This window comes from Streptomyces sp. NPDC028368 (assembly GCF_055565615.1).
In genome coordinates, this window is sequence record NZ_JBVHTY010000009.1 from 310,081 (window position 1) to 325,873 (window position 15,793).

Annotated in this window: 3 protein-coding genes and 1 pseudogene; all 4 read left to right on the plus strand. The window is 69.9% G+C overall.

Annotated features, from left to right (window positions below):
* Positions 1-497: 497 nt before the first annotated feature.
* Positions 498-1,305: pseudogene (locus ACZ4S3_RS22795) on the plus strand (IS5 family transposase).
* 965 nt (positions 1,306-2,270) lie between these two features.
* The gene (locus ACZ4S3_RS22800) at positions 2,271-8,588 is read left to right on the plus strand and encodes a protein kinase domain-containing protein (protein ID WP_467937027.1); all 6,318 of its coding nucleotides are present in this window, start codon (positions 2,271-2,273) and stop codon (positions 8,586-8,588) included.
* Positions 8,589-8,680: 92 nt separating this feature from the next.
* Entirely contained in the window at positions 8,681-11,641 is a 2,961-nt protein-coding gene (locus tag ACZ4S3_RS22805) for a helicase-related protein (protein ID WP_467936972.1), read from the plus strand.
* Complete coding sequence (locus ACZ4S3_RS22810) at positions 11,641-15,768, plus strand: Eco57I restriction-modification methylase domain-containing protein (RefSeq protein WP_467936974.1); 4,128 nt, start codon at positions 11,641-11,643, stop codon at positions 15,766-15,768. The genes ACZ4S3_RS22805 and ACZ4S3_RS22810 overlap by 1 nt, the downstream gene beginning before the upstream one ends.
* Positions 15,769-15,793 lie beyond the last annotated feature (25 nt).

Consider the following 15,793-nt stretch of genomic DNA (forward strand, 5'->3'; position numbering starts at 1 on the left):
GGCGCCCCAGTGCCTGTTTCACGCCAACCACCCGTGCGTCTCCGGAGAACAGGGCCACCGACAGCGTCCGCACCACTAGCCTCGCGAGCCCGGCGCGAGGCCCGCGAACTGCGGGCCGGGATCGCTGCCGCCGTGGTGCAGGCGCGGCTCGCGCGGGTCTGCCGTCCGGCGGATACGGGGCGGTCACGCCGGCGCAGCTGACCTGCAGTAATCGTTTGCCATCGCCTGTTGTCGTGGTCGAGTGCTCCCCCGAGCCAGAGAAATCGCAGGTCAGCGGCCCTTAGCCGCCCGCTCAAGAGTCACCACACACTCCACATGATGCGTCATCGGGAAGATGTCGCAAATTCCGACTTTCGGAAAACCCCAGGTCAGACCGCACTTTCGTCCCCATCCCCCTGCCCGAAACCCCCTTGGAGCGTCAAACGAGCGTCAGGCGACTGCGTCTGACCAGTCCCTAAGACGACGTTTCCTTTGGCGGGTAGCGTCGTTGTGTTGGTATGACGAGTCTTGCTGAGCATCTGGTCTCGGATGAGTTGTGGGAGTTGTTTCGGCGGGTGGCGCCGGAGACGGTGGTGGTACGCCCGCAGGGCGGGGGCCGTCGGCGAGCCGGGGATCGTGAATGCCTGACTGCGATCGTGTTCGTGGCCACGTCAGGCTGTTCCTGGCGGCAGCTGCCTCCGGTGTTCGGGCCGGCCTGGCCGACCGTCTACCGGCGTTTCGCGCGCTGGAGCCAGGAGCGTGTCTGGGCTCGTCTGCACCGCGTCATCCTCGACGAACTCGGTGCTCAGGGCGGATTGGACTGGTCACGATTCGCCGTTGACTCCGTCAGTGTCCGCGCCCTCAAAGGGGGCAACTGACCGGACCGAATCCGACCGACCGCGGCAAAGCAGGGTCGAAAATCCACCTCATCGTGGACCGGTCCGGACTGCCCGTCTCCGTTGCCATCTCGGCCGCCAACACTCATGACAGCCTGGCCCTGCAACCGCTGGTCATGGGGATCCCGCCCATCCGCAGCCCACGCGGACCGCGGCGACGCAGGCCGGCAAAGCTCCAGGCGACAAGGGCTATGACTATCCCTACCTGCGTCGATGGCTCCGCGAACGAAACATCATTCCTCGCATCGCCCGGCGCGGTGTCGAAAACTCGCAACGCCTGGGCCAACACCGCTGGGTAGTCGAGCGCACCATGTCGTGGCTCGGAGGGTGCCGCCGCCTCCACCGACGCTACGAACGCAAGCCCGAACACTTCCTGGCCTTCACCGCCATCGCGACCAGCCTCATCAACCACCGCCGACTCACCAACTGAAACGACGTCTAGGCACGCGCGTCTCTCGTGGATGCCGAGTGTGCTGTCGCCAGCACAGGCCCGAAAACGCTCAAGGCCGCTTCCTCATGTCCGAAAAGATGGCCTCCGACCGGCGTGAAACGCTGGTCGGGACGACAGGATTCGAGCCTGCGGCCCCTTGACTCCAGGATTGCGGGTGACCGGCACCGTCTGCGCATAACGGACAATTTCCGGGCGCATGTTGTGCATTGACGGGCATGCCGTGCGGTAACGCGCACATTGCACGGTTCCGAACCGGCCCCCAGACAGAGTCACCGCACTAGTCTCGACTGGGGCTGCCAGCCCCGATAGCGACCGACTTTCTCCGCTCCCCTGGCGCCCAGGATGCCTAGGAGAAAATCTTCGAGGTGACCGGATGACTCCGGTGACGCTGGTACTTCAGCAACACTTGCCCCTCGCTGTCTCTGTATCGCTCGAGCAACAACTCGCCGCGGCGTCCGGGAACGGGAACTCCCCCTGTCGCACTCATTCCCTCATGGGGCCGTGCAACTTTTTAGAGGCTGAAGGATCGACTTCGGTATGCACCACCGCCTGCCGTACTGGCACCCAGCCCCCCGTTCCCCTACTGCGCATGACCGCCGAGGACCGGTGCTCCCACCTGCACCCGGAGCGCCGCCTTGGGCACCGCTCCACCTACCGCCGCCTGCCGCAGGCCGGCCAGAAGCGTCGCCATGGCCCGCAGGCCATCTGGCACACCGTCGCCGGTCATGGACCGAAACGACAACCACCGCCCCCTCCATTCATTGCCGCAGTCGGAGTCAAGGTGTGTTGACATAGTCAACAGCACTTCACAGTCCATACTCTCACTTCTGGTGTACGCTCCCGCTAGATACCTTCCACCACGACGCGAGTGACGGGGAGCAGCAGTGGCACTGGAGCAGGTCGGTGGACGTTTCCGGATTACCGGTGACCTGGGTCGCGGAAACATGGGCGAGGTGCACCGGGCCGTGGACCTGGAGGCCGCACCCGCTTCGACGCAGTACGAGGTGGCGCTCAAGACGGTGCTGCGCAACCGCACCGGCCTGCTGGTCGAGGCTGCGGAGGGGAACAAGGAGACACAGCGCTTCCACCGCGAGGTGAAGATCATGCGCATGCTTTCCCAGGGTCACCCCAACCTCACCCATCTGATCGCAGGCGGCGTCGACGACGCACCGGGTGCCAGCGGTCTCCCTTATCTGGCAATGGAGTTGCTCGACGGCCACACCCTGGGCCTGCTTATGGATGAAGAGCCGCAGCTCCCGGTCTCCTGGGTCGCCGCGATCGGCGCGCAGATCGCGTCCGGCCTCGCCGCCGCGCACACGGCTGGCGTCGTCCACCGCGATCTAAAGCCGGCCAACGCGATGCTGCTCCGCGACGGCACCGTGAAGATCCTCGACTTCGGCATGGGCTCGATCGTCGACGACCCCGACCAGACGCGACTGACCAGCACCGGCGTGAGCGTCGGCACGGCACGGTACATGGCGCCCGAGCAGTTCCGCGCCGAGCCGGTCTCCGCCGCGGCCGATCTGTACGCGCTCGGCTGCGTCCTCTACGAGATGCTGATCGGCCGCCCCCCGTTCTCCGCGCGGACCGCCTACGAGCTGTCCGTGCAGCACCAGTACGACCCGCCGCCGCGGCTGACCATCGTCCGGCCCGATCTGCCGCAGGCCCTGGTGCGCCTGGTCTCCCGGCTCCTGGAGAAGGAGCCGGAGAACCGGCCGGAGAACGCCACCCTGGTCCGCGAGGCCCTGATCCCGCACGCGCTCGCCCCCGACGCGACGGTCGACCTGCTCGCCCCGGAGTGGACGGCGATGGACCCGGTGGCCCGGCTCCGCGCCGAGCTGCCGCAGCCCGCCGCCGTGAAGCCGGCCCCGGTACCGCGCCGTTCGCCCCGCCTGCCGGAGACCATGGACGTCTTCGGCATCCACAACAATCTGATCGAGGAGTACGAGAGCTTCACACGGAGCGCCACCGTCATCCGTGACGCCCGGATCGAGAACTTCGTCGAGGACGACCTGGCCTCGAAGTCGCAGTGGCCCGACCCCTGGCTCTCGCTGAATCCGTTCTTCGCCGACGGCGGCCAGGTCACCGATCTGGTCAGGGACGGGCTGCTGCATCCACGCTGTGCCGAGATCTTCCAGGCCGGCAAGAAGGAGGACGCCCGCCGTCCGGACGGCCGGCCGCTCACCTTCCACCGCCATCAGCGCGAGGCGATCGAGGCGGCCCAGGAAGGCGACTCGTACGTGCTCACCACCGGCACGGGTTCCGGCAAGTCGCTCTCCTACATCGTGCCGATCGTGAACCAGGTATTGAAGGAGCGGGACGCGGCCGCTCCGGGGGCTCCGCGACGGGTACGGGCGATCGTCGTCTACCCGATGAACGCGCTGGCCAATTCCCAGCTCAAGGAGTTGGAGAAGTACCTGCGGCACGGCTTCGGGGAGGGCCACGAGCCGGTCACCTTCGCCCGGTACACGGGCCAGGAGGACGAGGAGCGGCGCAAGGAGCTACGCCGGAATCCGCCGGACATCCTGCTCACCAACTACGTGATGCTGGAACTGATGCTCACCCGGCCGGACGACCGCGACGGTCTGATCCGGAACGCCGAAGGCCTGCAGTTCCTCGTCTTCGACGAGCTGCACACATACCGGGGCCGGCAGGGCGCGGACGTCGCGCTCCTGATCCGCCGGGTCCGCGAGGCATGCCGTGCGGGGCAGAACCTGCAGTGCATCGGCACCTCGGCGACCATGTCCACCGAGGGCACCTGGGAGGACCAGCGGCGGGAGGTCGCCCGGGTCGCGGGCCGGCTCTTCGGCACCACGGTGCTGCCCACCCGGGTGATCGGCGAGACGCTGGTCCGGGCCACCGATCAGCCCCCGGCGGCCGTTCCCCCCGAGCGGCTGCGGATGCCCGCGGCGCCCCGCGCGTACGAGGCACTCACCCGGGACCCCCTCGCCCGCTGGGTGGAGTCCCGGTTCGGCCTTGAGGAGGAGCCGGATACCGGGCGGCTGCGCCGCTGTGCGCCGCGCACTATCGAGTCGGCCGCCGAGGAACTGTCCACCGACTCCGGGGTCCCCGCCGACCAGGTCCGGGAGGCGATCCGCGCCACCCTGGAGGCCGGTTCCCAGGCCAAGCACCCGGTGACCGAGCGGCCCCTCTTCGCCTTCCGCCTGCACCAGTTCCTCTCCAAGGGCGACACCGTGTACACGACCCTGGAGAACCCGCTCACCCGCCCGCTGACCCGCACCTTCCAGCTGGAGCAGCCGGGCAGCGGCGGCATGCCGCTGTACCCATTGTCGTTCTGCCGGGAGTGCGGTCAGGAGTACCTCACGGTGTGGCGCACCGAGGGCCGTGACGGTGTCTTCCGTTACGAGCCCCGGCGTGGCACCTCGGCCTCCGGCGGCCGCGAGGGCGAGGGCTGTCTGTACGTCGGGGTGCCGGACGAGGACTACGTCTGGCCCGCCGATCCGCAGCGGGCCGTGGACGACCGGCGGATTCCGGAGTCCTGGCTGGAGCAGGATGCGAATGGTCTGACGGTGGTGAAGAAGACCTACCGGGAGCGGGTGCCCAGGCGCGTCGTCGTCGACCCTCTCGGCACGGAGAGCACGGAGAGCGGCAAGGGTCTCGAGGCGGCGTTCGTCCCGGCGCCGTTCCTGTTCTGTTTGCACTGCCAGGTGTCGTACGAGCAGACCCGCGGCCGTGACTTCGCCAAGCTGGCGACGCTCGACCAGGAGGGCCGCTCCTCGGCCACCTCCCTGATCTCGGCCTCCATCCTCAAGTCGCTGCGCGCGGTGCCGGAGAAGAGCCTGGACAAGGAGGCCCGCAAGCTCCTCACCTTCGTCGACAACCGTCAGGACGCCTCGCTGCAGGCCGGCCACTTCAACGACTTCGCGCAGGTCACCCAGTTGCGCGGGGCGCTGTACGCGGCGGTCGTGCGCTCCGGTGAGGAGGGGGTGCGCCACGACGACCTGACGGCGGCGGTGACGGAGGTGATGGGCCTTGCACCGCGCGAGTACACCGGTGTCGCCGACCAGCCGCCGTCCATGGAGCGCCGGGCGACGAAGACCTTCCGGGACGTCGTCGGCTACCGCCTCTACCGCGACCTGGAGCGCGGCTGGCGGATCACCATGCCCAACCTGGAGCAGACGGGCCTGCTACGCATCGACTACGAGGACCTGGAGTGGGTGGCCGCCCGCGCCGAGCGCTGGGAACCGGCGCACCCGGTGCTCCGCGAGATCGACGCGGAGCTGCGTGCCGAGATCGCCCGCACCCTCCTGGACTTCCTGCGCCGGGGCCTGGCCATCGATGTGCAGTACTTCCGGGACGACTTCGACGCATTGAAGGGCGCCAGCGAGGAGCGGCTGACCGGCCCTTGGGTCCTCAGTGAAAGCGACAAGCCGAATGTCGGCACGGCCTACCCGTACGGTTCCAAGCCCGGTATGGAGCGCACCGCCCTGTTCCTCTCGCCGCGCGGGAAGTTCGGCAAGTATCTGCGCCGGAACGTCCCCGCGCTGCGTGAGGCCCCGCAGGACGATGTGCAGGGGGTGATCGAGACCCTGCTCACCGTGCTCCGCGACGCCGACCTGGTGCGCGAGGTGGAGGCGGCCCCGGAGCGTTCGGGGCCGGTGTTCCGCCGGCGTGCGGCGGAGAAGCGCACCGGGTACCGGGTGTCGGCCGCCGCGATCGTGTGGCGGGCCGGCACCGGGGAGACGGGGGCGATCGACCCGCTGACCCGCACCTACAGCCACGGCGAGGGGCCGCGCGTCAATCCCTTCTTCCGCGATCTGTACCGCAACGCCGCAACCGAGCTGGCGGGGCTCTACGCCCGCGAGCACACCGCGCAGGTGCCGCCGGAGGACCGGCTGCTGCGCGAGGAGGAGTTCCGCACGGCCGAACTGCCGCTGCTCTACTGCTCGCCGACGATGGAGCTGGGCGTCGACATCTCCTCGCTCAACGCGGTGATGATGCGCAACGTGCCGCCGACGCCGGCCAACTACGCCCAGCGTTCTGGTCGTGCGGGCCGTTCGGGGCAGCCGGCGCTGGTGACCACGTACTGCGCGACGGGCAACAGCCACGACCAGTACTACTTCCGCCGCTCGGAGGCGATGGTCTCCGGCCAGGTCGCGCCGCCCCGCCTCGATCTCGCCAACGAGGACCTGGTCCGCTCTCACGTCCAGAGCATCTGGCTGGCGGAGACCGAGATGAAGCTCGGTACGGCCGTACCTGACATCGTCGACGTGGCGTACGACCCGGAAAGCGGGGACCGGCCCGATCCGCGGATGGTGCTGCCGCTGCACACGCACATCCGTGACAGGTCGCTCGACGAGGGGGCCCGGCGCCGCGCGGTCACCGCCGCACACAACGTGCTCGCGCCGCTGATCTCGGACTTCCAGGACACGACCTGGTGGTACGACGAGTGGATCGAGGACCGTATCGAGCGGGCCGCCGACAGGTTCGACAAGTCCTTCGACCGGTGGCGTGACCTGTTCCGGGCCGCCGTACTCGACCAGTACGAGCAGAACAAGCGGGTGGTGGACCACACGCTCAGCCAGGGCGAGCAGGGCCGCGCCCGCACCCGCCGCCGGGAGGCCGAGACGCAGACCAATCTGCTGCTCAACCGCTCCACCGACAACAAGTCGGTGATGAGCGACTTCAACCCCTACCGCTATCTGGCCTCCGAGGGCTTCCTCCCCGGTTACAGCTTCCCGCGCCTGCCGCTGGCCGCGTACATCCCACGTTCGGGCAACCGGCGCAACGCCGACGGCGACTATCTCCAGCGGCCGCGGTTCCTGGCGATCCGCGAGTTCGGCCCGGGTGCGCTGATCTACCACGAGGGCGCCCGCTACCAGGTGACCCGGATCCAGCTGCCGCCGGACGCCTCCGGCGATCTGGCGACGGCGGAGGCACGCCGCTGCGACACCTGCGGTTACCACCACCCGGTCCGTCCCGGCCTCGACCGCTGCGCGATGTGCGATACGGAGCTGACCGGGAAGCGCACCGGCCTGATCCATCTCCACACCGTGTACACCACCCCCCGCGAGCGGATCTCCTCCGACGAGGAGGAGCGGCGCCGGGCCGGTTTCCGGCTGGAGACCTCGTACGCCTTCCAGGACCACGGGGTCCGCAAGGGCCGTCTCACCTCGCAGGTGACGGACGGAGAAGGTGCCGCCGTCCTCGCCCTCGACTACGGCGATTCGGCCACGGTCCGGATCACCAACCTGGGCCGGGTCCGCGACAAGGAGGATGTGCAGGACGGCTACTGGCTGGACCTGGGCGACGGCCGCTGGCTCAACGACCGGGCCGCGGCGGACGCAGTGGAGGGCACCGGGATGCCGGTGGTCGACGAGGACGGCAACGAGAAGCGCCGCCGGAAGCGCGTCCTGCCGTACGTGGAGGACCGGCGGAACATCCTGGTGTCGACGCTGGACGAGCCGCTGCCGGAGCCGATCGCGTTCTCCGTCCTGTACGCCCTGGAGCGGGGCATCGAGGCCGCCTTCGAGCTGGAGGACTCCGAGCTGACGGCCGAGCTCCTGCCGCCGCCCGAGGGACCGCGCCGCCGGCTGCTCTTCACCGAGGCCGCGGAGGGCGGAGCCGGTGTGCTGCGCCGGCTGCGACAGGAGCGAGGGGCGCTGGCGAAGGCCGCCCGCGCCGCCCTGCAGATCTGCCACTTCGACCCGGACACCGGCGAGGACTTGGGCGGTCCCGAGGGCGGTGAGGAGTGTGCCCGCGGCTGCTACGCCTGTCTCCTGACGTACGGAAACCAGACCCATCACCGCCTGCTGAGCCGCCACGCGGCCCGCCCGCTGCTGCTGCGCCTCGCGGGTTCGCAGACCGAACGCGAGGACCGGGGCGAATCCCGGAGCGAGCAGTTCCACCGGCTGGCGGCACCCACCGCGACCGGGTCCGGCGGCCCCGCCCTGACCGGCAGCGATGGCCCCGCCGCGCCCACTCCGCTGGAGGCCGACCTCGAAGCCCTGATCGCCTCGGGTGATCTTCTCGGCTGGCTGAAGGCCAAGGGCTACCGGCTGCCGGACGAGGTCGACGTCCTGGTTCCGGAGGCCGCCGCCAAGCCGGATCTGGTGTTCCGTATGGACGGTGCCCGTCTCGCGGTCTTCGTCGACCTTCCCGACCACGGCGCCGATTCCACCCGGGACCGCGAGGCCGGCTACCGCCTGGAGGAGGCCGGCTGGGACGTGCTGCGTTTCCGGGCCGGATCCGACTGGGACGCCGTGGCGGACGACAACGCGACGTATTTCCAGACCCGTTGACCGTTACGTTCTCCCCGTCGATCCTTACGCTCACCGCCCAGGTCCCACCCCGACGACTCCACCCCGCCGACTCCGAAGGAACCGAGAGACCCATGAGCCCCACGTACACGGCCGGTTCGCTGGTGAACGCCCGCGGCCGGGAATGGGTGGTGCTCCCCGAGAGCGCCTCCGGCATGCTGGTGCTGCGCCCGCTGGGCGGCGGCGAGGACGACGTCGCGGCGGTCTTTCCCGCCTTCGAGGAGGTGCGGCCCGCCCAGTTCGCGGCGCCGAGCCCGTCCGACCTGGGTGACCAGCGGGCGGCCGGCCTGCTGCGGACCGCGCTGCGGATCGGTTTCCGTTCCGGGGCCGGGCCCTTCCGCGCGCTGGCGTCGATCGCCGTGGAGCCGCGCGCCTACCAGCTGGTGCCGCTGCTCATGGCGCTGCGGCAGCGCACCGTACGGCTGCTGATCTCGGACGACGTCGGCATCGGCAAGACCGTCGAGGCCGGCCTGATCGTCAAGGAGCTCCTCGCGCAGGGCGAGGCGAGCCGCCTCGCGGTGCTCTGCTCCCCCTCGCTGGCCGAGCAGTGGCAGGGGGAGCTGCGGGAGAAGTTCGGTATCGACGCCGAGCTGGTCCTCGCCTCCACCGTGTCGCGTCTGGAGCGCGGCCTGGAGCTGGGGCAGTCACTCTTCGATCGGCACCCGTTCACGATCATCTCGACGGACTTCATCAAGTCGACCCGGCACCGTGAGGACTTCGTACGGCACTGTCCGGACCTGGTGGTGGTGGACGAGGCGCACACCTGCGTCGCGGCCGACGACGCGCAGGGCCCGGCGTCCTCGTCCGCCAGTCAGCTCCGCTACGAACTGCTGCGGCGGGTCGCCGCTGACGAGGACCGGCATCTGCTGCTGCTCACGGCCACCCCGCACTCCGGCAAGGAGTCCGCGTTCCGCAATCTGCTCGGTCTCGTCCGGCCGGACCTGGCCACGGTCGATCTGGAGAGCCCGGCGGGCCGGGCCCGTCTCGCCGAGCACTTCGTCGCCCGTAAGCGGGCCGACGTGCGCCAGTACCTCACCAAGGAGGACGGTCTCGCCGACGACTCCCTCGTCGAGCGGACCGCGTTCCCCTCCGACCGGTGGACCAAGGACGAGCCGTACAAGCTGACCCCCGCCTACCGGGCGCTGCTCGACGACGCGATCGCCTACGCCGCGGACCGGGTGGAGACCGCCGGTCGCCAGGGCAAGCGGGAGGCCCGGATCGCCTGGTGGTCGGTGATCGCGCTGCTCCGGTCGATGGTGTCCTCGCCCGCCGCCGCGGCCCGCACCCTGGAGACCCGTTCCGAGTCCGCCGCCGCCCGGACCGCCGTCGAGGCGGACGCCCTCGGCGCCCCGCTGACCCGTGACTCCTCGGACAGCGACCGGCTGGAGGGCATGGACGTCGCGCCGGGCGCGGCGGAGAGCGAGCAGGGCGACCCGCGGCTGCGTGAACTCGCCACACGTGCGGCCGAGTTGTACGGTTCGGCGTCCGACGCCAAACTCAAGGCGCTGACCGCGCATCTCAAGTCGCTGATCGCGGACGGCTACAGCCCGATCGTCTTCTGCCGCTACATCCCCACCGCCGAGTATCTGGCGACGCACCTGGAGAAGAGGCTGGGGGCGAAGACGCGGATCGCCGCCGTCACCGGCACGCTCTCCCCGCAGCAGCGTCTGGAGCGCATCGAGAAGCTGGCCGCCGAGGACGCCGACGACCCGGCTGTCCGCCGGGTCCTGATCGCCACCGACTGCCTCTCCGAGGGCGTCAACCTCCAGCACGCCTTCGACGCGGTGATCCACTACGACCTGGCGTGGAACCCGACCCGGCACGACCAGCGGGAGGGCCGCGTCGACCGGTACGGGCAGAAGCGCGACCAGGTCCGCGTGATCACCATGTTCGGCGAGGACAACGGCATCGACGGCAAGGTCCTCGAAGTCCTCTTCGCCAAGCACCGGCAGATCAAGAAGGACCTCGGCATCTCGGTCTCCGTCCCGGACGAGACGGCCTCGGGCGTCACCGACGCGGTGGTCGAGTGGCTGCTTCTGCACGGCAGGCAGGGCACCCAGGAGAGCCTCTTCGAGTTCGACGGGCACCAGGAGTCGTTCGACCGGATGGAACGGGAGTGGAACTCGGCCGCCGAGCGCGAGCGGACCTCCCGTTCCAAGTACGCGCAGCGCGCGATCCACCCGGAGGAGGTGGCCCGCGAGGTCACCGCCGTACGCGCCGCGCTCGGCGGCTCCGAGGAGGTCCGCGACTTCGTCCTGGAGGCGCTGCGCGACCTGGAAGCCCAGGTCCGTGACCCCCGCGACGGCTCCGGCGACTTCGCCGCGCAGGTCGGCGGTACGCCGGCCGGCGTACGCGACGGTCTCGCGGCGGTGCTCGGGGGGCGGATCGTGGAGGAGGACCGGGAGATCCCGTTCCGCACCTCTCCGGCGATCGGGCGCGGCGAGGCGGCCCTGGTCCGCACCGACCCGGCGGTCGGCGCGCTCGCCTCGTACGTCCTCGACTCGGCCCTCGACGCGAACACTCCGGGCCCGCGCCCGGCCCGCCGCTGCGGCGTCGTCACCACCGACGCGGTCACCATCCGCACCACCCTGCTCCTGGTCCGCTACCGCTTCCACCTGACGCTGCCGTCCCGCACCGGGGAGCGGCAGATCGTCGCCGAGGACGCCCGGCTGCTCGCCTTCGAGGGCCTGCCGTCCCGGGCCCGCTGGCTCGACGACGACGCGGCAGCGGCGCTCCTCGGGACACGGGCCGCCACGAACACCCACGAGCAGCTGGCCCGCAACCAGATCACCCGCACCCTGGACGGGCTGCCCGAACTGTCCGGCCACATCACCGAGTACGGTGTCGCCCTCGCCGCCGACCTCGACGCCTCGCACCGCCGGGTACGGAAGGCCGACACCAGCGACCGTGCCGAGATCGTCCGCGGCCTGAAGGTCGTCCCGCAGGAGCCCGCCGACGTCCTCGGTGTGTACGTGTATCTGCCGCAGCAGCCCGCCGCCGTATCCGCCCCTCTCGTGACCGGAGCCGAAGCCTGATGTCCGCCGCCCCCCGCACCGCACCGGTCTTCACCGCCGTCACCACCGTCGGCGGGCTGCTCCCCGGCGACATGCTCGTCCGCATCGCCGAGGCACGGAACCTGCCGGGCACCAAGTCCGCGGACTACGGGCTGCCGGGCTCGGTCACCGTCCGCGACGAGGCCGAGCGCGCCTGGGAGTACCTCAAGCCGCTCTGGCGCGAACTGCGCGCCGCGCTGCCCGCCGCCCCGGAGACCGGCGCGCCCGCCGCCGACCCGACCGGCCGGGCCTCCTCCGACTGGCTCTCCCAGCTCTTCCGCAAGCTGGACTTCGGGGCGCTAACGGAGGTCGATCCGGAGGGCATCCCCGCCGACTCCGATACGGAGACTCGGTTCCGTATCTCGCACCGGCACGGGCCCGCGCTGCTCCACCTGATCCCCTGGAACCAGGAACCGGACAAGCGGCCGGCGGCCGGGCAGGTGCCGCCGCAGTCCCTCGTCCAGGACTGCCTCAACCGGACCGAGGCCCATTTGTGGGCGGTCCTCACCAACGGTCGAACGCTGCGGCTCCTTCGCGACTCGTCGTCGTTCGCGACGGCCGCGTACGTCGAGTTCGACCTTGAGGCGATCTTCGACGGTGAACTGTTCAGCGAGTTCGTGCTGTTGTACTGCGTGCTGCACGCTTCGCGGTTCGAGGTGGCGGAGGGGGCGGCGCCGTCCGGGTGCTGGCTGGAGAAGTGGCGGACCGAAGCCGTCACTTCCGGCGCCCGCGCCCTGGACCAGCTGCGGCTCGGTGTCCAGCAGGCACTGACCGTGCTCGGTACGGGATTCCTGCGGCATCCGGACAACGGCCGGCTGCGCGAGGACACCGACCCGAAGGCGCTGCAGGCGGCGCTCCTCCGGCTCGTCTACCGGCTCCTCTTCGTCTTCGTCGCCGAGGACCGGGACGCTCTGCTCGACCCGGCAGCGGACGAGGGGGCGCGGGCCGCGTACGCCCGGTACTTCTCCTCGGACCGGCTGCGCAGGCGGGCCCGGCGGCGCCAGGGCACCGCGCACGGCGACCAGTACGAGGCGCTGCGCCTGGTCCTCGACGCGCTCGGCATCGAGGGCGGCCGGCCCGAGCTGGGCCTGCCCGGCCTCGGCGGGCTGTTCTCGCGTACGGACGCGGACGCGCCGCTGGAGGGGCTGAAGCTCTCCAACGAGTCGCTGCTCCAGGCCGTCGGGTACCTGGCTCAGGTCCACGACCCGGGAGCGCGGCGGTGGCGGGCCGTCGACTACCGGCACCTGGACGCGGAGGAGCTCGGCTCGGTGTACGAGTCGCTGCTCGAACTGGAGCCGAAGCACTCGGCGGCGGACCGGTCGTTCGAGCTGGTCGAAGTGGCGGGCAACAGCCGTAAGACGACGGGCAGTTACTACACCCCGTCGTCGCTGATCGAGTGCCTACTCGACACCACCCTCGACCCGGTGATCGACGACGCGGTCAAGCGCGGCGAGCAGCGGGCCTCGGCCGGCGGGCGTCCCGATCCGGCGGACGACATCGTCGCGGAGCTGCTGGGCCTGACAGTGTGCGACCCGGCGTGCGGTTCCGGACACTTCCTGGTCGCCTCGGCGCGACGGATCGCCAAGCGGGTCGCGGCGGTACGCGAGCACAACCCGGAGCCGACGGTGGACGCGGTGCGGCACGCGCTGCGGGAGGTCGTGGCGCGGTGCATCTACGGCGTCGACCTCAACCCCATGGCGGTGGAGCTGGCGAAGGTGTCGCTGTGGCTGGAGGCGATGGAGCCGGGGAAGGCGCTCGGGTTCCTGGACGCGCATGTCCGGTACGGCAACGCGCTGCTCGGCACGACGCCGTCACTCCTCGCGGGCGGAGTGCCCGACGAGGCATTCGACGCGATCGAGGGCGACGACAAGAAGTACGCGGCCGCGCTCAAGAAGCGCAATAAGGCCCAACGCGGCGGCCAGGGCGACCTGTTCGCCGAATCCGAGGTCACGGTCCCCAGCAATGCACGCCTCGCGGCCCAGCTCAGCAGCATCACCAACGCTCCGTCCGAGGACCTCATCGAGGTCAACGCCCAGCAGGCGGCGTACGAGGATTACGTGACCTCCACCGCGTACACGCGCGACCGTGAGACGGCGGACACGTGGTGTGCCGCCTTCGTCTGGCCGAAGCAGCCGGGCGCGCCGGAGGCACCGACGCACGACCTCGTACGGAGCCTGCTCGCCGGGGACACGGCGGCGGTGAACGACGCGACGCTGACGGAGGTGCTCGCGCTGAGCGAGCGGTACCGGTTCTTCCACTGGCATCTGGAGTTCCCGGAGGTATTCGCCGTCCCGGAGTCGGGGGCGGGCGTCGATCCGGCGACGGGGTGGGCCGGCGGGTTCGACGCGGTGGTGGGGAATCCGCCGTGGGACAGCATCAACTTCCCCGAGACGGAGTTCTTCGCGGTACGCGCGCCGGACATCACGGCGACCAACAACACGGCGGCCCGGAAGAAGAAGATCCAGGCGCTCGGGGACGATCTCGACACCGTCGGGCTGTTCAATGAGTACGAGGCCGCCAAGCGCAGGGTGTACGGCGAGAGCCACTTCCTGCGCATCTCCGGCCGCTATCCCCTGACGGGGCAGGGAAACCTCAACCTGTACGCGCTGTTCGCCGAGGCAGACCGCATCCTGACCGGTGCCCGGGGGCGTACCGGTGTCATCGTGCCGACGGGTATCGCGACGGACGCGCGGACGCAGTATTTCTTCAAGGACCTGGTGTCGGCGGGGTCGCTGGCGGCGCTGTTCGACTTCGAGAACCGCAGCGGGCTCTTCCCGGCGGTGGACTCTCGCATGAAGTTCTGCGTGCTGTCCCTCGCAGGCCGCTCACTGCGTGAACCAGCCGCCCGATTCGCCTTCTTTGCCCATGATCCGGCGGAGCTGGAGGCCCCCGACAAGGTCTTCACCCTCACCCCCGAGGAGATCACCCTCCTCAACCCCAACACCGGGACCTGCCCGATCTTCCGTACCCGCCGCGACGCCGAGATCACCCTCGGCATTTACCGCCGGGTGCCGGTCCTTCTCAAGGAGTCGGACAAGGCGAACGGCAACCCGTGGGGCGTGTCGTTCCTGCGCATGTTCGACATGTCCCACGACTCCCATCTCTTCCGCCCCTCGCCCGCCACCGGCGAAACCCTCGACTCGATGCTCGCGGACGGCTGGCACCTCAACGGAAACGTACTGGTACGCGGAGAGGAACGGCTGCTGCCGCTGTACGAAGCGAAGATGCTGCACCATTACGACCATCGGTGGGCGACGTACACGGACGAGGGGGACACTCGCGACTTCTCGATTGCCGAGAAGCAAGTCCCTGACACTGTGCCGCTCCCCCGCTACTGGACCAGCGAGCAGAACATTCCAACCGGCGCCGTCGACAAGCACGGAGCCGAGCTCAAGGCGGATGGAGTGCAACAGCGGCTGGCGAATCGTGATTGGACTCGCAACTGGCTCCTCGGATGGCGTGATATCTGCCGTGCCACGGACGAACGCACCGCGATTTCATTTGTCTTCCCTAAGGCCAGTGCCGGAAACAAAGTGCCACTTATGACCGCTGACCGCTCCCCCTCAGAGCTGGCGGGGCTGATCGCTTGCCTGACCTCTTTTGTGTACGACTTCGCGAGTCGGCAGAAAGTAGGCGGCACCTCCATGAACTTCTTCATCTGGAAGCAGTTGCCAGCCCTCCCGCCAGAAGCGGTCGCCCGCCATTCGGTTACCGTCACCCCTCGCGTGCTCGAACTCACCTACACCGCACAGGACATGCGCCCCTTCGCCCGCGACCTCGGCGACACCGGCGCCCCCTTCCACTGGGACGAATCCCGCCGCACCGTCATCCGCGCCGAACTCGACGCCCTCTTCTTCCACCTCTACGGCATCACCCGCGACGACGTGTCGTACATCCTCGGCACCTTCCCCATCGTGAAACGCAAGGACGAAGCGGCCCACGGCACCTACCGCACCAAGGACCTGATCCTCGCCGAGTACGACCGCATGGCCGCCGCCGGTCTCACCCTGGATACCCCGCTCGACGAGAGCGACTCCGGCACGTACCGGTCCACGCTCACCCCGCCCCCAGGGCAGGGCCCGCGCCACCCGGCCCGCCAGGACGGCTGACGTCCAACAACGCGAGGGGCGCCGC